Source organism: Aquimarina sp. Aq107, assembly GCF_943733665.1.
Taxonomy (GTDB): Bacteria; Bacteroidota; Bacteroidia; order Flavobacteriales; family Flavobacteriaceae; genus Aquimarina.
Genome location: NZ_OX030782.1, coordinates 2,384,404 through 2,406,481 on the forward strand (window position 1 = coordinate 2,384,404; position 22,078 = coordinate 2,406,481).

At 32.1% G+C, this 22,078-nt stretch carries 18 protein-coding genes; 10 read left to right on the top strand and 8 right to left on the bottom strand.

Annotated elements, in window-relative coordinates:
- Positions 1-122: 122 nt before the first annotated feature.
- Complete coding sequence (gene ychF, locus NMK29_RS10050; protein WP_027391717.1) at positions 123-1,217, bottom strand: redox-regulated ATPase YchF; 1,095 nt, start codon at positions 1,215-1,217, stop codon at positions 123-125.
- Positions 1,218-1,436: 219 nt separating this feature from the next.
- Here ychF and NMK29_RS10055 point away from each other — a divergent pair, with 219 nt between their 5' ends.
- Positions 1,437-1,988 carry a hypothetical protein gene (locus NMK29_RS10055; protein ID WP_108804024.1) on the top strand — a complete coding sequence of 184 codons (552 nt, stop codon included), beginning with the start codon at positions 1,437-1,439 and terminating at the stop codon, positions 1,986-1,988.
- Between the two features lie 165 nt (positions 1,989-2,153).
- Here the strand turns inward: NMK29_RS10055 and NMK29_RS10060 are convergent, their stop codons facing one another.
- Together NMK29_RS10060 and NMK29_RS10065 are read right to left on the bottom strand one after the other, a co-directional pair.
- On the bottom strand, positions 2,154-3,509 hold the full coding sequence (locus NMK29_RS10060; protein WP_159092264.1) for an RICIN domain-containing protein: 1,356 nt from the start codon (positions 3,507-3,509) through the stop codon (positions 2,154-2,156).
- Positions 3,510-3,838: 329 nt separating this feature from the next.
- Positions 3,839-5,809, bottom strand: coding sequence for a polysaccharide lyase family 7 protein (locus NMK29_RS10065; protein ID WP_108804022.1), 1,971 nt, complete (start codon positions 5,807-5,809; stop codon positions 3,839-3,841).
- A gap of 568 nt (positions 5,810-6,377) precedes the next feature.
- On the opposite strand from NMK29_RS10065, the gene NMK29_RS10070 reads away from it, so the two are divergent.
- Together NMK29_RS10070 and NMK29_RS10075 are read left to right on the top strand one after the other, a co-directional pair.
- Positions 6,378-8,996 (top strand): TonB-dependent receptor, encoded by a 2,619-nt coding sequence (locus tag NMK29_RS10070; protein WP_108804021.1) that lies wholly within the window; start codon positions 6,378-6,380, stop codon positions 8,994-8,996.
- A 421-nt stretch (positions 8,997-9,417) separates the two neighbouring features.
- Positions 9,418-12,342: a TonB-dependent receptor gene (locus tag NMK29_RS10075; RefSeq protein ID WP_108804019.1), complete on the top strand. Its 2,925-nt coding sequence runs from the start codon at positions 9,418-9,420 to the stop codon at positions 12,340-12,342.
- Between the two features lie 42 nt (positions 12,343-12,384).
- On the opposite strand, the gene NMK29_RS10080 is transcribed toward NMK29_RS10075, so the two are convergent.
- The gene (locus NMK29_RS10080; RefSeq protein ID WP_159092263.1) at positions 12,385-12,606 is read right to left on the bottom strand and encodes an alpha/beta hydrolase; all 222 of its coding nucleotides are present in this window, start codon (positions 12,604-12,606) and stop codon (positions 12,385-12,387) included.
- A 25-nt stretch (positions 12,607-12,631) separates the two neighbouring features.
- Between NMK29_RS10080 and NMK29_RS10085 the strand changes: the two genes are divergently transcribed.
- The 3 genes from NMK29_RS10085 to NMK29_RS10095 all read left to right on the top strand — a co-directional run bounded on the left by NMK29_RS10085 (position 12,632) and on the right by NMK29_RS10095 (position 14,861).
- Positions 12,632-12,877 carry a hypothetical protein gene (locus NMK29_RS10085; RefSeq protein WP_108804017.1) on the top strand — a complete coding sequence of 82 codons (246 nt, stop codon included), beginning with the start codon at positions 12,632-12,634 and terminating at the stop codon, positions 12,875-12,877.
- 155 nt (positions 12,878-13,032) lie between these two features.
- Positions 13,033-13,221, top strand: a complete 189-nt coding sequence (locus NMK29_RS23890) for a hypothetical protein (protein WP_108804016.1) — start codon at positions 13,033-13,035, stop codon at positions 13,219-13,221.
- A 206-nt stretch (positions 13,222-13,427) separates the two neighbouring features.
- Positions 13,428-14,861 carry a hypothetical protein gene (locus tag NMK29_RS10095; RefSeq protein ID WP_108804015.1) on the top strand — a complete coding sequence of 478 codons (1,434 nt, stop codon included), beginning with the start codon at positions 13,428-13,430 and terminating at the stop codon, positions 14,859-14,861.
- Between the two features lie 68 nt (positions 14,862-14,929).
- On the opposite strand, the gene NMK29_RS10100 is transcribed toward NMK29_RS10095, so the two are convergent.
- The 4 genes from NMK29_RS10100 to NMK29_RS10115 all read right to left on the bottom strand — a co-directional run bounded on the left by NMK29_RS10100 (position 14,930) and on the right by NMK29_RS10115 (position 17,811).
- On the bottom strand, positions 14,930-15,724 hold the full coding sequence (locus NMK29_RS10100; protein WP_108804014.1) for an alpha/beta hydrolase: 795 nt from the start codon (positions 15,722-15,724) through the stop codon (positions 14,930-14,932).
- The gene (locus NMK29_RS10105; RefSeq protein WP_108804575.1) at positions 15,711-16,586 is read right to left on the bottom strand and encodes an alpha/beta hydrolase; all 876 of its coding nucleotides are present in this window, start codon (positions 16,584-16,586) and stop codon (positions 15,711-15,713) included. Before NMK29_RS10105 ends, NMK29_RS10100 begins: the two co-directional genes overlap by 14 nt.
- A gap of 118 nt (positions 16,587-16,704) precedes the next feature.
- Positions 16,705-17,343 (bottom strand): outer membrane beta-barrel protein, encoded by a 639-nt coding sequence (locus NMK29_RS10110; RefSeq protein WP_108804013.1) that lies wholly within the window; start codon positions 17,341-17,343, stop codon positions 16,705-16,707.
- A 117-nt stretch (positions 17,344-17,460) separates the two neighbouring features.
- Positions 17,461-17,811 carry a 4Fe-4S dicluster domain-containing protein gene (locus NMK29_RS10115; protein WP_027391726.1) on the bottom strand — a complete coding sequence of 117 codons (351 nt, stop codon included), beginning with the start codon at positions 17,809-17,811 and terminating at the stop codon, positions 17,461-17,463.
- Positions 17,812-17,877: 66 nt separating this feature from the next.
- Between NMK29_RS10115 and NMK29_RS10120 the strand changes: the two genes are divergently transcribed.
- From NMK29_RS10120 to NMK29_RS10135, 4 genes are all read left to right on the top strand, one after another.
- Positions 17,878-18,939 carry an acyl-CoA reductase gene (locus NMK29_RS10120; RefSeq protein WP_108804574.1) on the top strand — a complete coding sequence of 354 codons (1,062 nt, stop codon included), beginning with the start codon at positions 17,878-17,880 and terminating at the stop codon, positions 18,937-18,939.
- Positions 18,940-19,064: 125 nt separating this feature from the next.
- Positions 19,065-20,129: a 3-phosphoserine/phosphohydroxythreonine transaminase gene (gene serC, locus NMK29_RS10125; protein WP_108804012.1), complete on the top strand. Its 1,065-nt coding sequence runs from the start codon at positions 19,065-19,067 to the stop codon at positions 20,127-20,129.
- Between the two features lie 71 nt (positions 20,130-20,200).
- Positions 20,201-21,151 carry a D-2-hydroxyacid dehydrogenase gene (locus NMK29_RS10130; protein ID WP_108804011.1) on the top strand — a complete coding sequence of 317 codons (951 nt, stop codon included), beginning with the start codon at positions 20,201-20,203 and terminating at the stop codon, positions 21,149-21,151.
- Between the two features lie 190 nt (positions 21,152-21,341).
- Positions 21,342-21,980 carry a DUF937 domain-containing protein gene (locus NMK29_RS10135; protein ID WP_027391730.1) on the top strand — a complete coding sequence of 213 codons (639 nt, stop codon included), beginning with the start codon at positions 21,342-21,344 and terminating at the stop codon, positions 21,978-21,980.
- The last annotated feature ends 98 nt before the right edge of the window (positions 21,981-22,078 follow it).

The following is a 22,078-nucleotide window of genomic DNA, read 5'->3' on the forward strand; positions in this document are numbered from 1 at the left end:
GTAAAATTAATCACAATATCTTTTGCAGGTATTACACACATTTAGCAAAATTACGATGTCCAACAAAAAACCCCTTGAAAGTTTTCAAGAGGTTTTTCAATAAAAATAATATCTAAATATCTTTATACATTAAATAAGAAATGCATTACATCTCCATCATTTACAATATATCCTTTTCCTTCTACGCCTAACTTTCCAGCTTCTTTTACTTTAGATTCACTTCCAAAAGAAACGTAATCATCATATTTAATAACTTCCGCTCGAATAAATCCTTTCTCAAAATCTGTATGAATAACACCAGCTGCTTGCGGAGCTGTAGCACCAATAGGAATTGTCCAAGCTCTTACTTCTTTTACGCCCGCTGTAAAATATGTTTGTTGATTTAACAATTTATAGGCAGCTCTTATTAAAACTGATGACCCTGGTTCTTCTAACCCCATATCCTGAAGAAACATTTGCCTTTCTTCATAATCTTCGAGCTCAGTGATATCAGCTTCTGTTCCGACAGCAAGAATAATTACTTCAGCATTTTCTGTTGATACAGCTTCCTTTACCCGTTTTACGTGATCATTACCATTCACTGCAGCACTTTCGTCTACATTACATACATACAATACTGGTTTATCAGTTATAAACTGTAATGGTTTTACAAACTCTGCATGATCATCTTCAGAAACTTCAATAGCTCTAACTGAAGATCCTGCCTCCAAACCATCTTTTAACTTTAATAATATTGCTTCTTCTTTCTGTGCTTCTTTATTACCAGTTTTAGCGGCTCTCTTTATCTTATCTAATTTCTTTTCGAGAGTTTCTAAATCTTTTAATTGTAATTCTATATCTATAGTTTCCTTATCACGAATTGGGTCTATTGATCCATCAACATGAACTATATTATCATTATCAAAACAACGTAGCACGTGGATAATTGCATCAGTTTCTCTTATATTTCCTAAAAACTGATTTCCTAAACCTTCTCCTTTACTGGCTCCTTTTACTAATCCAGCAATATCAACAATCTCTACTGTTGCAGGTATAACACGTTCAGGGTTTACCAATTCTTCCAGTTTTTCCAATCTTGGATCAGGCACATTAACAACACCTATATTAGGTTCTATTGTACAAAATGGAAAGTTCGCACTTTGCGCTTTTGCATTAGATAAACAATTAAAAAGTGTTGATTTTCCTACGTTTGGTAATCCAACTATTCCTGCTTTCATATTAATATAACATAACAGCAAATATGATATTTGCTTGAATTTTTGAGAGTGCAAAGATAATGGTATTAACACATAGTATACAAATACTAGTTAAAGAGATTCCATAATTAAAATAAATATTAATAATCAATGCATAAGATTGAATCCTTCATAATTCATAACTATACAAAATGTTCTCCTTACATTTTTGTAATTTTACAATACCAAATAGATAAACCAATGAAAACTTTTAACAACATTATTGTAATAATTCTCTTATTTTCTGGCTTTATAACATATGCGCAATCTGAAGAAAATAATAATGAAGAAGAAAAAAAGACAGAAACTAAACCTAAAGAAAATTCTTCTGAAGAAGTAGTGACAAAAATTATTAGAATTAAAGGTGCTAATGGAGAAGAAAAGGTAATAAAACAACAACAAGTAATTACCAAAAAAAGTGAGGTTACACTTAATCCAAATGAAGAAGATGATGAAACTAACAGAACCGCAGTTTACACTCCCGAAAAGGTATCCGTAAAAAATGCTGGAACTACCTCTAACGAGAAAATATATAGTAGTGTTCCAGATGGTACAGGATATATATTAACACTTATTGATGAACAAGGAGAAAAAATATCCAAAGCGAAACTACTTTCTAATGGTTATTATATAATAAACAGTGGTATCAAAGATAATTGTTTAGGACATTTTGATGAATCTAAAAATCTAGTTCTAGAAACCTATGATACTGTTAAGGATTCTGTTATTACCCTCACCTATAAATTGAAATAAGTTTGTTTTCTCTAGATTTATATATAAAAATATATCAAGTTTAAAATTCGCTAAACGTATCTATGATTAATTTTCTATCCGATTAATATATCATTGACTATTTTTAAAATAAAAAACCGCTTAATTAAATTAAGCGGTTCTTTAAAACTATCAAATCAATTTATATTAATTGTCAGGAGATACCTGTAGATCTCTAATCAATACCTGACCATAAACATTAGAGTTTTCATGGCTACTACTAGTTGATTGTAAATAACAACCTGCTTTGAAATAGTTCTCATTAGCATTACCTATATCTACAGATTCAAATAATTCTTCAATTCTATTACCACTATTGTTTAAGTTATATAATCTCACAACTCCATTACTCATTGTTAACTCAAAATAGTATTCAGTATCCATTTGCATATTGAAATTAATGGTTCTTCCACTTCCTTCTATCTCTTCAGTAACATATCCTAATATTCTTAAATCAACAGATCCTGAATTTTGACCACCATTACCTTGAACTTGAACTCTAATAACATCATCATAAGAATCATCTCTCTCATGGATTTGACCAAACGCTAATTTACCAGAAGGTGGTAAATCTTCAATCTTAAATCTCCATTTCATAGAGTGTTCTGTATTGGTATTACCATTCCAATAACCATCTCCACCATTAATTATCTCTCTTAACTCAGATCTAGGGTTACTAGATCCTCCAGAGGTAGGGTTTCCTGGATAACATCTAAAGGCTGCATATCCATCTTTTTCGAAAAAGAAATGACTTTCATTTTTACTTGCATTATCTGCATAATTTAAACCGTTATCATTACTCCCAACACTTAAATTTCCACTAAAACCATTCAATTTCCAACCACTACCAATAATACTAGATGCAGTTCCACCTGTTGGTGGAGGTGGAGGATTAATTGTACCTCCTACTTCCGTAAAAAACCATTTTTGACTATTCCACCCATTGTATGCCCACTGATCTGCATTACTTCCATTAGATGTCCCTCCTACTCGTAAACTTTTTCCACTATCTCTATTTTTAAGTCTAAAATATCCATTTCCTACAGAAAGTATTTGCCACTGTTGATGTGTGGTACCCTGATATGCCCATTGCTGAACATTAGCTCCGTTAGAATTATTACCTCCAGACACTTCTAATGATTTACCACTATCTACACCTTTTAAACGTACGTAACCATTGCCAACAGAAAGTATTTCCCATTGTCTATGAGTAGCAGTTGTATTAGCGTTGGTTCCCCATACTTGAAGATTTGCACCATTATTATTACTTCCAGCGGCAATGTCTAATGTGCGACCACTTTTTAAATTTGTAATAGTGTAAATTTTGCCTACTACAGGCGTAGCTTTTGCTTCGAGAGATTCATCTGTAATCATAGAATCCTCTGAATCAATAAATTCTTCATTTTCACAAGAAATTCCAACCAATATCAAAGTAAAGGCTAGGAAAATTTTAGTAAAAAAACGCAAACCGGATGCATCTTTTTTTCTACGAAAAGTTTTCATAATTGTTTGTTTTGAGTTATTCATAATATTTGTGTTAAATATTTGGTATACCAATAATAAAATTGGTTGACCAATTTAGTTGTCACAATAATAATGATTTATTAACACAACTCAAACGTTTTCGTAAAATATTTATAATTTATTATTGATATTGTTAAAATTTTAACCAAAATAACATTGAATTCATATATTTTTGTACTAAATATTGATATAAATATTTTCAAATTAATTAGATAAGCTATCTAAAATTCTGAATAACATATAATTACAACATAAAAAAGACCGCTTAATAATTAAGCGGTCTTAATACTCTTTAATTTTAAAATAAATTAATTATCTGGGGATACTTGTAAATCTTTAACCAGTACTTCACCATAATCACTAGAATCATCATGACTACTACTTGTAGATTGTAAATAACAACCAGCCTTAAAATAGTTTTCATTAGCATTACCTATATTAATGGATTGAAATAACTCTTCTATTCTATCTCCATTATTATTAAGGTTATATAAAGTTACCACTCCATTACTCATTGTTAGTTCAAAATAATACTCCGTATCCAAACTCATATCAAAATCAATTGTTCTTCCTTCACGATCTTCAACTTTCTCTGTTACATATCCTAATATTCTCAAATCTACTTCTCCTGAACTTTGCCCAGCATCCCCTTGCACTTGAACTCTTATAACATCATCATAAAAATCATCTCTTTCATGAATTTGACCAAAAGCTAATTTTCCAGAAGGAGGTAAATTTTCGACTCTAAATCTCCACTTCATGGAGTACTCAGTATTTGTATTTCCATTCCAATAACCATCTCCGCCATTTATCACTTCCCTTAACTCAGATCTTGGATTGCTCGAACCTCCAGAAGAAGGATTTCCTGGATAACACCTAAATGCTGCAAATCCATCCTTCTCAAAGAAAAAGTGACTTTCATTTTTACTCGCATTATCTGCATAATCCAATCCATTATCACTACTACCAATTGCTAAAGAACCGGTAAATCCATTTAGCTTCCATCCAGGTCCGATAATACTAGCAGCTGTTCCTCCTGGTGGTGGTGGACCCTGTGGTGTTGCATTTATAACTTTACTAGCAGAAACGTTACCTGAATTATCTACCGCAACTACAGTAAATGCATAAGAAGTACCATTAATCAAATTATTAATTGTCACACTTTCTCCAAAAGAAGTTACCTCTCCTCCATCATATGTAATTCGTACATTATTGAAATCAGAATCTCCAGGATTATTCCAATTTAAAGCAACAGAACTATTACCAGCTACTGCATTTAACTCTGATACTGACCCAGGAGGAATTGTATCATCGTCATCTTCATCGCTATCTTCATCGTTTCCATAAATTTCAGTTTCTATAATACTATTCCAACTATTTTTAGAATTACCAAAACTGGATATTCTTACGTACCTAGCATCAACATCTTCAAAATCAAAAGTTTCTAATCCTTCTGTTGTTCCGCTACTGCCGATAGTTTTAGCATCAAATACTGTAGTTAATGAAGAGGTAGAATTACCCACTCTAATTTTAAAATAAGCTTCTCTTTCATCTCCTTTAAACCAAGCTATTTTTACACTTGATACAGTTTTTACTATACCTAGATCATAAGTAATATACTTTCCTGTATATCCATTAGATGACCATCTTGATTCTGTGTCTTCAATCTCACCATCCACTGTGTTTTCTGGTCCATATCCAGTTTGATTTCCGTTTGCAGAAACACTAATTGGTATTATCTGACCTGGCGCTACTGGTCCATCTATCAAAGTACTATTAAGTGAGAAGTCATCAAAACGAACATCTCCACTGATTCTTGTTCCTAAAATAGTCACAGAAGAAGAGCTTCCACTATTGAATGTAATAGAAACTTCTTCAAAATCATCTGTATCGAAATCATTTGATTGTCCTCCAACAGAAAGTTCTCCATTTCCTTTTACCCATGCTTTCAGGACATAATCAGTATTTCTACTAACATCAACAGTTTGTTCTATTGAGCCTGAAGAACTAGATACTTTACCTGATTTGCTCCCGGATTTTCCCTCACTTGAGATTGCATAATTTTCTGGGTCTCCCCAATTAACTTCTCCAAGTTCAAAACCAGGGTTTTGAATTGGTATAGAAATCCTAACTTCTGAATCACCTTTTATAGTTTCCAATAGTTCATCACTAATCTGTTCATTTGTACAGCTTGTCACTGAAATGAATAGTATTAAAATAAAAGCTGAAATAGAAAACAAAAGGGGGGTTTCTTTTCTAATAATTAATGTTTTTTTCATTGTTAATGATTGTTTTTAATGCTTACGCTTGTTAAAAGTTATAGGTCAAATTAAATGGTAAACCAATTAAAAAATTGGTCAACCAATTTTTGTGCAATGATAATAATTTACACCAAGCGCACAAACGTTTTTATAAATTAAACGGGGAAAAAACACCTAATTATTAAAAGATTAACAAACTAATACATACTTTGTTAAATTTAACAAAATGATTATGGGTTTATTTTAATAATTTGTAAATGAGGTGTTTACATTTAAAATCCAATTAAATTTTTCCAAAGTGAATTTAACAAGTACTTAATTAAAGTTTTAACCGTACAACATAAGCGAGTACTAAAAAATAGAATTCGTAGCCAATTAAATAGTATTCGTTTACATCTTATAGTAATCAACTTTGTTTTAATTTTATAATGTTCTGAATTAGATACCACTTTAAAAAAATCTTTAAAAATAGAATGTTTCCAATAAATTTAGATACCAAAACTCAACTTACAATAAATATGATCGCTATACATAAAATCTAGATTAATTGAATATCTTTAATTGCTAAACCAATAAATATATTCACATGAAAAAACTCACACTCATTTTATTTGGCTTATTCACAAGCTTAACCTTTAGTCAACAAATTGTTACAGGAACAGTGACAGATGCTTTAGGATCCCCTATACCATTTGTTAATATTACTGAAAAAGGTTCTGATAAAGGAACAATAACCGATGATGACGGAAAATACACCATCGCGGTAGATGAAAATGCTATTTTAGTATTTAGTTTTGTTGGCTTTCAAACTCAAGAAGTAACTGTAGGTACAGCAGATAAAATAGATGTTACCTTATTAGAAGGGGAAGCTCTTAATACAATTATCGTTGTAGGTTCTAGAAGTCCGAAACGAACAGCTACAGATACTCCGGTCGCTGTAGATATTATTGATATGCAAGATATTGTGACCAAAAGTGGTAAAATAGAAATCAATGAATTATTACAATATTCTGCGCCTTCTTTTAATGCAAATAAACAATCTGGTTCTGATGGTGCAGATCATGTAGACCCTGCTAGTTTAAGAGGTCTTGGTCCGGATCAAACTTTAGTTCTGATTAATGGAAAAAGAAGACATAGTTCATCTTTAATCAACATTTTTGGAACTAGAGGTCGTGGAAATTCTGGTACTGACCTTAATACAATTCCTGCTACCTCAATAAAAAGAATAGAAATTCTTCGTGATGGTGCTGCAGCACAATATGGTTCTGATGCTATTGCAGGTGTTATAAACATTGTGCTAAAAGATAATATTGATAAACTAAGTGGTAGTATCAGTTATGGAGCATATAACACAAATGCCAAAGGAGATTTTCCTGATGGCACTCCAAATACAGACGGGAATCGTTTAGACACCGAAAATGATGGTAATAGAATCGCCGATGATAAAAGTTTTGATGGTGGCTCTGTTAAAGTAACGGCTAATTACGGTGTTGGTATCGGAGATAAAGGATACATCAATTTTACCACAGAATATTTAAGTAAAAATAAAACCCTTAGACCTGGGTTTGATTTTAGAAGAGGATTTGGAGAAGCTGCCATTGATGGTTTTAATCTATTTGTAAATGCTAATGTTCCTTTATCAGAAAAAACAGAATTATATGCTTTTGGAGGAAGAAACTATCGTGACACAGATGCTTTTGCTTTTACTCGTAATGGAGGCGAACGTGTGGTAACCGAAATTTATCCTAATGGTTTTACTCCAAGAATAACTTCTAACATTATTGATAATTCAATTTCTGCTGGAGTACGAACTGAGACAGACAACGGTTGGAAAATTGATCTAAGTAATACTTGGGGTAAAAACAATTTTCATTATTTCATAGAAGGTACATTAAATGCTTCATTAGAAGAAAACTCGCCTACAGAATTTGATGCAGGAGGACACAGCCTAAGTCAAAACACAATTAATTTGGATTTTTCTAAATATTATCCAAAAATGGCTCAAGGCTTAAACCTTGCTTTTGGAGCAGAATACAGAACAGAAAACTTTATCATTTTTGCAGGAGAAGAAGGTTCTTATGCTACCTATGATATAAATGGGTTACCTATTGTAGATCCTGCAACGCAAACACAACCGGTAGATCCCGATAGTGGTGAATTAAGACCAGGAGGCTCACAAGGATTTCCAGGATATAGTCCTGCTAACGAAGTAGACCGATCTAGATCTAACTTATCCCTATATGCAGACGCAGAATTAGATATTACCGATGCATTTCTTTTAGCCGGTGCTGCAAGATTCGAAAACTATAGCGATTTTGGAAGTACTATTAATGGTAAATTAGCTTTACGAATTAAAGCTTCTGAAAATATTAATATTAGAGGTTCGATAAGTACTGGATTTAGAGCTCCATCATTAGCGCAAATCTATTACAATCTTAGATTTACTGACTTCCAAGGTGGTATTGCTACAGAAACTTTATTAGCTCCTAATAATAGTCAGGTTACTGCATCTTTCGGTATTGATAGGTTAAAAGAAGAAACTTCTTTAAACGCTTCTCTTGGTTTAACTGCTAAATTGGGAGATTTCTCAGCTACGGTAGATGGATATTATATTGACATAAAAGATCGTATCGTTCTTACTGGTACTTTTGAAGCTACAGAAATTGATAACGTTAATGAAGCTCAATTTTTTGCTAATGGAGTTGATACAGAAACCGTAGGTATGGACCTTGTACTATCGTGGAAAGGAAATTATAATTTTGGAACATTATCTGCACTATTAGCTGGAAATGTAAACAATATGTATATCACAGCTGTAAATACTAATTTAGATACTGATATTTTCTTTGGAAAAAGAGAACAAGCATTTTTACTGGCCTCTGCTCCAAGAAGTAAATTTGCATTAAACCTTAATTACAATACGGAAAAATTTAATGCTGGTCTTGGTTTGACTCGTTTTAGTGATATCACTCTCGTAGATTTTGTAGACACAGAAGATGAATATGGAGCAAAAATAACCGCTGATCTTACCTTAGGTTATAAGTTATCAGACCAATTAAAACTAACCATTGGAGGTAACAATATCACTAACGAATATCCTGATCAACAAAATGATGGAGAAACCGAAGCTGGTGGATATTGGGATGCCGTTCAAATGGGATTTGGTGGAGCCTATTATTATGCTAGATTAGATTTTAGCTTCTAAATGGTTTAAAGTTGTATTATCAATAAAAAGAGTCGGAAATGATTTGACATCAAAGTCATTGTTTTCGACTCTCTTTTTGTTTACATAAATACTTACGCATATCGTTATTACTTTATTATAAACATTGTAATCACAATATCCAATACATAAATATTTTAAAGTAAAATAGTCTATATCCACTATTTTTTTATTTGTTTTTATTAACAGATCAAAAAAAACAAAAAAACAAAAATAGACTACCAAAAACTATCATTTATTCTAAACAAAACTTAAAAAAATAAAGTTTTATCATTTTAGCTTAATTCAGACAAATATTTAGTGTAAAATTCCCTTTAAAAAAAATAGAATAACTGGCTCTCTCCCTTTGTAAATATTGATTTATTACTATCTTTATTTTTAAACCAATTTAATTATTATTTACATGAAAAAACTCACTCTCATTTTGTTGGGCTTATTTATTTCTATGACCCATGCTCAAAACACAATCACTGGAACTGTTACGGATAGTCAAGGCTCCCCACTACCAGGCGTCAATATTCTCGAAAAAGGTACCAATAATGGTAGCATTACCGATTTCGAAGGAGCCTATAGTATTGAAGCTGATTCTTATGGAACTCTAGTTTTTAGTTTTGTAGGGTTTGAAACTAAGCAAGTCTCAATTAATGCCCAATCGATTATTAACGTTACTCTTTCTAGCGGCTCAGAGCTTGATGAAGTTATTTTAGTTGGAACTAGGTCTTTACCAAGAAGTAATACTACTTCTTCGTTACCTGTTGATGTATTGCCCGCAAAAGAATTAGCTTCTACTGGTCAAATTACATTTGACAAAGCACTGCAATATAAAATACCATCATTTAATACTGTACAAACTCCTGTAAATGATGCTACTTCCCTATTGGATCCATATGAAATTCGAAATATGGGACCTAGTAGAACATTAATTTTGATTAATGGAAAACGTAAGAATCTCAGTGCATTACTTTACACACAAACTTCTCCTGGTAGAGGTGAAACAGGTTCTGATATTTCAGCTATTCCCACAGATGCTATTAAAAGAGTAGAAATTTTAAGAGATGGAGCATCTGCTCAATATGGATCTGATGCGATTGCCGGAGTAATGAATATTATTTTAAAAGATAGTTACAAAGATGGTTCGGCAACCTTACGAACTGGTATTACTTCTGAAGGTGATGGAGAAACAATTGGCATAAGTGTTAATAATGGATCTACTATAGGAGAAGACAAAGGTTTCTTTAATTATACAGTAGATTTTTCTAAAGTTAGCCTAGCTAATCGCCCAGGAGCAGTGGACGCCGATGGGGAATTTGGTGATTTTGTTTTTGTCGATCCAAATCTTCCTGATGGAACTCCAAAACCAGATGCACCAAACATAATAATAGGAAATACAGTTGGAAGAGCTTCTGTGGATGACTTTTTAAGCCAATTTCCAGATGCTGGTAACATAAATGGTTCCCCCGAAACAGCTGCTGCCAAATTTTTAGTAAATGGAGGGTATGATATTAGTGAAAACACAGAAATATATGCTAATGCTGCTTATGTTTATAAAAAAGTAAACAGTTTTGCAAATTATAGAACTCCATATTGGAGACGTTCTGAGGCATTTAATCCTGATGATATAGATGGAGAAGATTTTTTCTCATATCTCAATGATTTTTTCCCTAATGGAGCCAATGGAGAATATATTGGATATGTCCCTACTTTTGAAGGAGATCTAAATGATTATAATGCCACTATAGGTTTCAAAACCAAAAAAAATGGCTGGAATTATGATTTAAGTTATACCACTGGAGGAAATTCTCAAGATTATACGGTAAACAACTCCCATAATCGTAGTTCTGTTTTTTCTCCATCTACTTGGATAGATGCAAATGATAATGGTATCGTTGATCCAGGAGAAATCACTGAAGGTTCTCAATTATACCAACAAAACAGTCCTATTTCTTTTGATCCAGGAGGAACAAAATTTACCCACAGTGTTGGTAATATTGATGTCGCTAAACTTATTACCGATCAAATCAGTATTGGTTTTGGTGCTGAGTTTAGAACAGAAACTTTTGAAATCATAGAAGGAGATCTTGCTTCTTACGATGGTCAAGGTGCTGATTCTTTTGCTGGTAATAGACCAGAAAACTCAGGGAAATTTAATCGTTATAACTTTGGAGGTTATTTTGATATTTCTGCAGATATTACTGAAGACTTTTTAGTAAATGGTACAATTCGATTAGAAGATTATAGTGATTTTGGTGAAGCTTTTGTATGGAAAATCAGCAGTCGCTATAAATTTTTAGAAGATAAATTCACTGTCAGAGCTTCTCTATCTACAGGATTTAGAGCTCCAACTTTACATCAGATATATACACAACGAGCACAGTTTTCATTTATTCCTGGTCAAGGTATACAGGTAGGAGGATTAATTAATAACGTTTCTCCTCAAGCGCAATTCTTATCAATTCCTCAATTAGATGCAGAAAAATCTACAAACTTTACGATAGGTTTTGGTGCTAAAATTAGTAAAGACTTTAATTTCACACTAGATTATTATAATATTAAAGTAGAAGACAGAATTGTGCTAAGTACAGAAATCGGAGCTACAGAAGCCGGTGACACACCTTTAGATGATGTATTAACAGCTAATAATTTATCAGATGTGAGTTTCTTTGTAAATGCTATTGATACAAGAACATCAGGAATTGATTTGGTTGCAAATTACAGAAATATTATGCTAGGAAGCGGAAAACTTGGCTTTAGTCTCTCTGGTAACTATACAATCCAAAATGAAAGAGATGGGGCTGTCAATAACCCTCAATTAGTTGCAGATGCAGGACAATCAGTAGTAAATGATACTCAAGAAGCATTGTTTTTTACTTCTAGACCTGAATTTAAGGCTATTTTGGGTGCCAACTACGATATTGGAAAGTTCGGATTCTCATTAAACAACACATTATTTGGACCTACAAAATTTAGAAATCAAGGATTACAAGATCTAGAAGGACTGGTAGGTGGAGATGCTGCTGATAGCGATGGAGGATCTGATCTTGGAGTAGAATTTATGACCAAAGTAGTTACTGACCTCGGAATAAACTACAACGCAACCGATAAAATAACATTGGCGTTAAACATTAACAATGTTCTAGATGTATTACCAGAGTGGGAATTTAAAGCCCTTACTCCTACTGGCACTGCCGTGCTTAATGATGCTGATGCTACAAAAACTGCTTTTAATTTAATTACATTTAATGGTAGATATTCTCAAATGTCATATGATGGATATCATTTTAGTCAATTGGGAACTATGATAAATCTATCTTTAAACTATAAATTCTAGAACAAATTTTTAGTTTGAAAACTATAATTCGCTTTATTCTAATTAATTAGGGTAAAGCGAATTTGTTTTTAATACATCGTCTATAGTATTAATATACTTATCAAATTTAATTAGATCATTATGTGAACCACCTTCAATTGTTATCATTTTCTTTTTTGAAGTTAAAATACTTCTAAATAGTTTTTGACATGATGTATAAGGAACTACTCCATCATCGATACCGTGATAAATTGTAATAGGACACGTTACATTTTCTATAAACATATTAGATGAAAACTTAAATTTTAAAATGTTTTTTACTGGAACTTTTGAAGCCATAGATATAGATAACGTAAATGAAGCTCAGTTTTTTGCTAATACAGTGGATACAGAAACTGTAGGTATGGATATCGTTCTTTCTTGGAAATGGAATTATAGTTTTGGTACACTATCGGCATTATTAGCAGGAAATTTTAATCATATGTATATCACCGCTGTTAATACGGATTTGGATCCTGACTTTTTTTTGGCAAAGGAGAACAAGGCTTTTTACTAGCATCGACACCAAGAAGTAAATTTCCATTAAACCTAAACTATAATATTGAAAAATTCAATGCAGGTTTTGGTTTAACAAGATTTAGCGAAATTACATTAGTAGATTTTGATGCTAATGATGATGCTAATGAAGCCAAAATAACTGTTGATTTAACCGTGGGTTATAAACTAAGAGACCAACTAAAACTTACTATTGGTGGTAATAATATGACCAATGAATATCTAGATCAACAAGATGATTTAACTGAAGCTGGTAATATTGGGATGCTGTCCAAATGGGATTTAGTGGTACATATTATTACGCTAGATTGGATTTTAACTTTTAAGCATTCTCATATTTATTAACATTTTTAATATCCTTCTTTATTTCCTATAAAAAAAGGAAGGTTTATTTTTTAAATCAAAACCGCCCAAACTCTTTTAGCAAAGGATTCTAAGCTATTTCCTCCATATAAATAAATTATCATTTTTCTTTTTTCATTAAACCTTCACGCAACCATTTGACTCTATACGGTCTATAAGGATGAAAACAAATAGATAATTAGAAAATCATGAAAAAATCAATTAGTTTATACGTATTATTAGGAATATTATTTCTCACATTTATATCTTGTAAAAATGATGACGATGCTACTACTTCATCTCAAGAATTAATGAATGAAACAATAGCTATTCTAAATGGAGGATCTTCAAAAACTTGGAAAATTACTCAGGCAACACTCATCAATGGAAGTATCGAATTGGATATCTCAGAAAATTTCAATGTAAAAGATGATGAATTTATCTTCAGTAGGATCGCTTTAAAAGATTCCTTAGTATGGAGAAAAGGGTTCGATATTAAAACTAATGTATCAAATATACAAGAAACATTATTAGATAAATATGTTTCTTCTATTTCCGGGGAATTTAGTATTCTCGAAGGAAGCAATAATACAGTAGAACTGGACTTTATAAGTGCAACATTTGAAGTTACTGAGGATGACAATATAAATGCTACAATTACCAATGAAGATGACTCTATATTACGTTTTACTTTGATAGAAAAAAAACAAGAAGATTATGTTACAGTTCCACAAACAGGGCTTAATTTTTCCAATTTATTTTCTTTTGAAAGTGATGCTGTTAGAGGTTCAGCGCCTGGAATGATAGGTTCTTATAGTGACGATAGTTTTTTTATAGCCACTAGAGAAACTGATGCAGATGGATTGAACAATCCAGAAAGAGTTTTGAAATTTGATCCGAATACAAATACTATGACGGAAAAACTTTTTCCGCAAACTGATTATGTATCTAAACAACTGCATATAGTGGATAATAAGCTAATTGTTTTAGGCGGACAATATGTAAATACATATGATTTAGATATTTCCCAAAATCCAGTGTCCATTTCGCACGGAAAACAATTATCACGATTTGGAATCTCTGTACTTGACGATGATATTTATGTAATAGGTGGTGATTTAAACGATACTGAAAGTGATAAAATATTTAAGTGGAATCTTGAATCTGAAACTTTGGCTGAGTTTGCTACTTTACCAGAATCAAGAAGTGGAGCAAGAGGTACCATTGTAAATGATCATTTATATGTTTTTGGAGGATCGGAAGAACTATTTGGTCTCCAATCTTCCAACAAAATCTTTAAAATAAATATCGCGAATCCTCAATTAATCGAAACATTTGAAATGAATAAAGCAATTAACTTTACATATGTTCAAAAGTACCAACATCTCATTTATGTAGCCGGACAAATAAGGTTTATAGATAATAATAATGAACTTCAAACACAAGCAACAATTGGTGTATTAAATACGCTGAATAATTCATACCAAGAATTAGCAACAAATTTAGTTAGCAATACAGGTGAAGAAACCATACATCAAATGTGTATTTTTAATGACAAAATGTATCTTATTTATGGAGCAGAAGGAATAGATAACGGTGGTCAATATCCAGAATGGGATGTGCTTACCGCCAATTTAAATTAAAAAGGAATTATTATATAATAAAAATACTTCGTATTAAGAAATTCAAATACGGAGTATTCTTTTCTACATTATAAAATCTTATTCAGATGTTCATGATAATCCCCAAAATTAATAAGATTATTATGAGCACCTTCTTGTATTGTAATCAATTGTTTTCTTTTTTGAGTAATTTCTTCAAATAATACTTTACCCGAATCATATGGAACTACACGATCTGAGGTTCCATGAAAAATTGTTATGGGACATTGTACTTTATTAATAAATTGATATGATGGAATATCTGTTTTCATTAACCATTTTGTAGGTAACCAAGGATACGACCGATGAGCAACATCTTTTATACTGTAATAAGGTGTTTCTAATATGAGTTGCTTTGGATTATTCTCAGATGCCGTCTTTACACCTATTCCAGTGCCAAGAGACCTACCATAAACTGTAATTTGATTTTCTGAATATTGATTTTTTGCATAGGTATAAAACAATTGTGCATCAGCATATAACAATTGCTCTGTTATAGTTCCTTCATTCTTACCATATCCACGATAATCCATAATTATGACATCATATTGTTTGTCTACAAAAAAAGTAGCAATCTTTCCCCATCTTCTTAAACTGCCACGATTACCATGAAAATATAAAAGAACCCCTTTGGGGTTTTGAGTTGTAAAATGCAAACCATTTAATTGTATACCATCTTCAGCAGTAAGAAATATTTCTTTAAAAGTATGATCAAATTGATAGATATACTCTGAAGAAAGTTTTTCTGGCTGAAAAATAATTTTATGTTGAAAAAAGTATAACAAAACAATTATCATTAGATAAATAGATACTATCCAAAATAAAACCTTTTTAAGCTTGGACATTTACTTTTTTTGAGGAGTGTTTTACACCGATGCTAGTATTAGATAAATTAATTCTTCTCATTTTAGAATTGATAATTTCTCCTAGCATTTTATGATAGGATTCAAAATTATTGAGATTCTTATGACCTCCCCCAATTACTGTATAAAGACGAGTTAGTTTAGGTTTTACTTTTGATAACTTTATACTGGATTTAAAAGGAATTAATTTATCGTGAGTCCCGTGAATTATATGAATAGGGCAATTCACATACTTTAACCATTTATAAGTGGGTATTGGATACCTCATTATTAAAGAAACTGGCATAAACGGTATAAACTTAGCCGCTACCTTACTCAAACTATAATATGGCGCATCCAGTATTAACATTTTAGGATTGTTTATAGATGCTAATTTAGTAGCAAAACCAGATCCCATGGATCGTCCATAGAGTATTATATACTTTTCGTCTACTTTTTCTTTTAATTTATTATAAACGAACTGAAGGTCACGTTTTATCGCTTTAAAAGAACGCCTTCCTGTACTTTTACCAAATCCACGGTAATCTAACATACATACATCATATCCGTGTCTTGTAAAATCAACAGCAAACTTACCCCAACCCTTTATACTTTTAGAATTTCCTTTAAGATAGAGCACCACACCTTTAGGATTCTCTACCTTAAAATGAAGTCCATTTATAATAGCACCATCCCTAGTTTCTAGATTATACTCTTCTACAACTTGGTTGTTATAATAAAATTCAAAATCTTTATCTAATTTCTCTGGTTTAAAAATAAAATATTCTTGCAAATAGTATAAAGCAACGCTAGCAATAATATAAAATGCCAGAATAATAATTGTTATGTATCCCCAATTTGGCATATTAGTATTCTTTAAAAAATGCTTGTAAGTAACTAATTTACAAAAAATTAAAATGAATTGCATAAAAAAATCCTGCCAAAGCAGGATCTTAATATTTTATTTTTAATTGACTTATCTTTTATCGTCGAGCATCATATATTCTAAAACGAACACCTACTCGAGCATAGATGTCGAAAAATTTACTATCCACATCGACTAAATTATCCGTAAAATCATTCATTGCACCTACTTCTAGCATAATATCAAACATCTCTCCAATCATCTGAGAAAAACCTGCACCATAAACTCCACCAATTACTAATTGTTCATACTGATCAGATTCCAAATCTACACCCGCAAATTCTACACTAGTATTTAATCTAAAAGAAGGACCTACATTAATAAAAGGTCTAAAACGATCTTTTCCTCTACCAAATAAATATCTGAATTTAGGATTAAACCCTATCTGAAGAGCTTTTATTTCAGTTTTTGGATCATCAATAAATACTGGGTCACCTAGATCAAACTGAGACTGGAAAAGATCTATCTCACTATTTCTTTGTAAAATTTCAACAGAAAAAACAATACTTGTTTTGGCTCGAACACCCATAACATAGCCATAACCAGCGCTAAAAAAGAAACCTGTCCCAAAATCTGAGTCAACATCCTCAAAACTTAACTTGGAAAATGTCGCACCACCAGTTACTTCCCAACGATATTGTCCAAATGAAGTAGCCGAAATAGCAACAAGTAAAATAAAGAATATTAATTTTTTCATAATTTCATGTTTAGATTTGAGGTTAAATTCTTGACGAAAATACTAAAATTTAAAAAACAAGCATAAAAAAACCTGTCGATACCGACAGGTTTATAACTATATAAGATCATTAATCTATTATTCTTTGTGCATAAATGCCTGTTTCTGCAATAAAAACTCTTCGGTTTCTACTATATCTTCATCTGGAACACAACAATCTACCGGACACACAGCCGCACATTGAGGTTCTTCATGAAAACCTTTACACTCCGTACATTTATCTGGAACTATATAATATATTTCATCGCTCACAGGTTCTTGTGCTTCTTCTGAGTTAACTGCTTTTCCTCCAGGAAGTACAACATCACCTTCTAAATCTGTACCGTCGGCATATCTCCAATCATCCGCTCCTTCATAAATTGCAGTGTTTGGACATTCTGGTTCACACGCACCACAGTTTATACATTCATCCGTTATTATAATTGCCATAGCTCTTTTTTATTCTAAATTTGCAACACAAAAATAACTCGTAAACTAGTGATAAACAAATTAGAAATGTTATTAAATGACCGAATTACCGCATTTTCTGAATTAGGCAAGTTCTTAAGTCAATTCAAAAATACTGGTTATGAGAAGATTAACAACATCAAAAATAACGAAGATTTTTTTGATGGAATGACGCAAAAAATAGAATCTGCCAAACATCATAATGGTTGGTTTACAGAAGAAAACATAGTGTTTTCACTGTCGCAATGGAGTAAAACACTTACAAAACATAACCTAGAACAATGGTTATCTTCTTATTCATTAGATCAAATAGAATCGAAAACAATTGGAATAATTATGGCAGGTAATATTCCTTTAGTTGGATTTCACGATTTTATTTCAGTATTAATCAGCGGCCATAACGTATTAGTTAAACAATCTTCTAATGATAATCAATTACTTCCTTACCTAGCTTCTTACCTAATCTCCATAGCACCTAAGTTTAAGAATAAAATTTCTTTTACCACCGAAAAATTCACTGGTTTTGACGCCATCATTGCTACAGGAAGTAATAACACTGCTCGTTATTTTGAACATTATTTTGGTAATAAACCCAATATAATTCGCAAAAACAGAAATTCTGTAGCTGTTTTAACCGGTAACGAATCCAAGGAACAATTAGCAGCATTAGGAAACGATATATTTAGATATTATGGATTAGGTTGTCGCAGTGTATCCAAACTTATGGTTCCTAAAGGTTATGATTTCGATCTATTTTTTAAATCCATTTATGCTCATAATGATATCATCAATGGTGCTAAGTATGCCAATAATTATGATTATAATAAAGCGGTGTATTTAATGAGCAGTTTTAAGCTACTAGAAAATGGATTTCTAATGCTAAAGGAAGATACCAGTTATGGTTCTCCTATTGCTACTTTATTCTACGAAACTTATGATACTAAGGATGAGCTAATTCAAAAATTCGAAAAGGATAAAGAAGCTATTCAATGTATTGTAAGTGATGATTTTTCAGAAGAAAGTATTGATTTTGGTACTACTCAACACCCTTCTCTATCAGATTATGCAGATAACATTGATGTTATTGAATTTTTAACAAAAATTGATTAAATATTTTATCATATTGATAATGATTTTGTTTTAGATTATTAGCACCTTTGTGGTGTTTTTTCTTACTGGTTTAAGGAGCCAGAAAACAATAAGAAAAGTAAATAATAAAAACTATAAAACTACTGATGAAAAAGCACAACTTTAGCGCAGGACCTTGTATTTTACCACAAGAAGTATTCAAAGAAGCATCCCAGGCTGTATTAGACTTTAACGACTCTGGGTTATCCATTTTGGAGATTTCACATCGTAGCAAAGATTTTGTAGACGTAATGGAAGAAGCCCGTAGTTTGGCTTTAGAATTATTAGGATTAGAAGGTAAAGGCTATAAAGTACTTTTTCTTCAAGGTGGAGCGAGTACACAATTCTTAATGGCTGCTTATAATTTATTACAGAATAAAGCAGGATATATCAATACAGGTAGCTGGAGTGATAAAGCCATTAAAGAAGCTAAAATTTTTGGGGAAGTGATTGAAGTTGCATCTTCTAAAGATGCTAATTATAATTATATCCCTAAAGGGTATAAAGTACCAGAAGGTTTGGATTATTTACACTGCACAAGTAACAACACAATATTTGGTACACAGATAAAGGATTTCCCAACTACCGATGCACCGCTTATATGTGATATGAGTAGTGATATTTTCTCAAGACAATTGGATTTTTCTAAGTTTAGTCTAATTTATGCTGGAGCTCAAAAAAACATGGGGCCTGCAGGAACTACGTTGGTTGTTATTAAAGAAGATATTCTTGGCAAAATAGAAAGACAAATCCCATCAATGTTAGACTACAGTGTACATATTAGTAAAAGCAGTATGTTTAATACGCCTCCTGTTTTCCCTGTATATACATCTATGCTTACACTTAGATGGCTAAAAAAACTTGGTGGAATAGCTGCCATTGAAGAAGAAAACGAGAAAAAAGCAAAACTTATCTATTCTGAAATAGAATTAAATCCATTATTTAAAGGATTTGCCGAAAAAGAAGATAGATCGACAATGAATGCAACCTTTTCTTTAGTAGATGAAGATTTAAAAGAAACTTTTGACGCTATGTGGAAAGAAGCTGGCATCAATGGTGTTAATGGGCACAGAAGTGTCGGAGGATATAGAGCAAGTATGTACAATGCGATGAGTATAGAAAGTGTTGCTGCACTTGTAGATGTAATGAGTGATTTAGAAAGAAAAGCGTAACCAACTTACAACAAATCAAAAGCTTACTATTCTAGAATAAGAACAAAAAATTAAAAAATCAAACCTTTAAAATGAAAGTATTAGCAAACGATGGAGTATCACAAAGTGGTATAGATACCCTAGAAAAAGCTGGATTCGAAGTGCAAACCACCACAGTAGCACAGGATCAATTAGTAAATTATATTAACGACAATGAAATCAATGTATTATTAGTACGAAGTGCTACTAAAGTAAGAACTGATATCATTGATAATTGTAGCTCCTTAAAAATCATTGGTCGTGGTGGTGTTGGTATGGATAATATTGATGTTACTTACGCAAGAGAAAAAGGATTACACGTAATCAATACACCTGCCGCTTCTTCTGGATCTGTAGCTGAACTAGTATTTGCACATTTATATGGTAGTGTTCGTTTTTTACACGATGCCAATAGAAATATGCCCTTAGAAGGAGACAGTAAATTCAAAAACCTTAAAAAAGCATATGCTGGAGGTACAGAATTGAGAGGAAAAACACTTGGTGTTATTGGTATTGGTCGTATTGGACAAGCAACAGCAAAAATAGCAATCGGAGTTGGTATGAATGTGGCAGCATTTGACCCTTTTATTGAAGAAGTAGATATTCCGGTTGAATTTTTTGATGGACAATCCTTAAGCTTTAAAATAAAAACTGTTTCGAAAGAAGAAGTTCTGAAACAAGCGGATTTCTTTACATTACACGTTCCTGCACAGAAAGAATATGTGATTGGTAAACCAGAAATTGATCAAATGAAGGATGGAGCTGGATTAATCAATGCTGCCCGAGGTGGTGTTATTGATGAAGTAGCATTAGTAGAAGCGCTAGAAAGTGGTAAACTAAGTTTTGCTGGACTTGATGTTTTCGAAAATGAACCAAATCCTGCTATCAAAGTATTAATGAATAACAAGATCTCGCTAACACCTCACATTGGTGCTGCGACAGGAGAAGCACAAGACAGAATTGGGCAAGAACTTGCTGATCAAATTATTTCTATACTTAAGTAATTATAGAAAGAGATTAAAAGATTATCGGAAAACACCTTTTACAAATATTCGTAAAAGGTGTTTTTTTATTTACCTTATATCGATAAAATTATCATTTCATCCGGTTTTCTCATAAAATAAGATGAATCAATTCTATAATCTTACCTATAAAAAATGTAAATTTAGATCACATAATAAAAAAATATAAATCATGTCTGGAATTTTAGATCTTTTAAATAGCCCAATGGGGCAACAAATCATTAGTGGAGTAAGTAGTCAAACAGGACAATCCGCGGATAAAACTGGAAATTTACTAAGTATGGCTATGCCAGTACTTATGGGAGCAATGCAAAAAAATGCCTCTACACCTGAAGGAGCTTCGGGATTATTAGGAGCATTATCCGGAAAACATTCTGGTGGTGGAATCTTAGATAATCTTGGTGGTTTGTTTGAAGGTGGAGTTGAAGACAATGTTACTAATGATGGAGCTGGAATTCTGGGACATATTTTAGGAGGGAAACAACCAGCTGTAGAAAATGCATTAAGTCAAAAATCTGGAATGGATGCTGGTTCAGTAAGTCAAATCCTTAAAGTAGCTGCACCTATTCTAATGGGAGTTTTAGGTAAGCAAGCTTCTCAAAGTAACGTCTCTGATGCTAATGGACTATCTAGTATGCTTGGAGGAATGCTTGGAGGTGGTCAGGGATCTAAACAACAATCTCTTATCGAATCATTTCTGGATGCTGATGGTGACGGAAGTATTCTAGATGATGTTGCAGGTATGGTTCTTGGAGGCGGTCAGAAAAAAGGCGGTATTGGAGGATTACTTGGTGGACTTTTTGGAAAATAAAATCAAAAAATAATTTTAATAATTTAAAAAGAGTCTTGATATAAACATCAAGACTCTTTTTTTATATGTTATTATATATAATTACATTCCTAAAAACA

Bases quoted from the DNA above. Each gene is read 5' to 3' on its own strand.
- NMK29_RS10095 (WP_108804015.1), top strand. From the start codon at position 13,428: ATGAAAAAATCAATTAGTTTATACGTATTATTAGGAATATTATTTCTC.
- ychF (WP_027391717.1), bottom strand. From the start codon at position 1,217: ATGAAAGCAGGAATAGTTGGATTACCAAACGTAGGAAAATCAACACTT.
- NMK29_RS10065 (WP_108804022.1), bottom strand. From the start codon at position 5,809: ATGAAAAAAACATTAATTATTAGAAAAGAAACCCCCCTTTTGTTTTCT.
- NMK29_RS10120 (WP_108804574.1), top strand. From the start codon at position 17,878: ATGTTATTAAATGACCGAATTACCGCATTTTCTGAATTAGGCAAGTTC.
- NMK29_RS10135 (WP_027391730.1), top strand. From the start codon at position 21,342: ATGTCTGGAATTTTAGATCTTTTAAATAGCCCAATGGGGCAACAAATC.
- NMK29_RS10100 (WP_108804014.1), bottom strand. From the start codon at position 15,724: ATGTCCAAGCTTAAAAAGGTTTTATTTTGGATAGTATCTATTTATCTA.
- NMK29_RS10110 (WP_108804013.1), bottom strand. From the start codon at position 17,343: ATGAAAAAATTAATATTCTTTATTTTACTTGTTGCTATTTCGGCTACT.
- NMK29_RS10060 (WP_159092264.1), bottom strand. From the start codon at position 3,509: ATGAAAACTTTTCGTAGAAAAAAAGATGCATCCGGTTTGCGTTTTTTT.
- NMK29_RS10130 (WP_108804011.1), top strand. From the start codon at position 20,201: ATGAAAGTATTAGCAAACGATGGAGTATCACAAAGTGGTATAGATACC.
- NMK29_RS10115 (WP_027391726.1), bottom strand. From the start codon at position 17,811: ATGGCAATTATAATAACGGATGAATGTATAAACTGTGGTGCGTGTGAA.
- NMK29_RS10085 (WP_108804017.1), top strand. From the start codon at position 12,632: ATGTTTTTTACTGGAACTTTTGAAGCCATAGATATAGATAACGTAAAT.
- NMK29_RS10080 (WP_159092263.1), bottom strand. From the start codon at position 12,606: ATGTTTATAGAAAATGTAACGTGTCCTATTACAATTTATCACGGTATC.
- serC (WP_108804012.1), top strand. From the start codon at position 19,065: ATGAAAAAGCACAACTTTAGCGCAGGACCTTGTATTTTACCACAAGAA.
- NMK29_RS10055 (WP_108804024.1), top strand. From the start codon at position 1,437: ATGAAAACTTTTAACAACATTATTGTAATAATTCTCTTATTTTCTGGC.
- NMK29_RS10070 (WP_108804021.1), top strand. From the start codon at position 6,378: ATGAAAAAACTCACACTCATTTTATTTGGCTTATTCACAAGCTTAACC.
- NMK29_RS10105 (WP_108804575.1), bottom strand. From the start codon at position 16,586: ATGCCAAATTGGGGATACATAACAATTATTATTCTGGCATTTTATATT.
- NMK29_RS10075 (WP_108804019.1), top strand. From the start codon at position 9,418: ATGAAAAAACTCACTCTCATTTTGTTGGGCTTATTTATTTCTATGACC.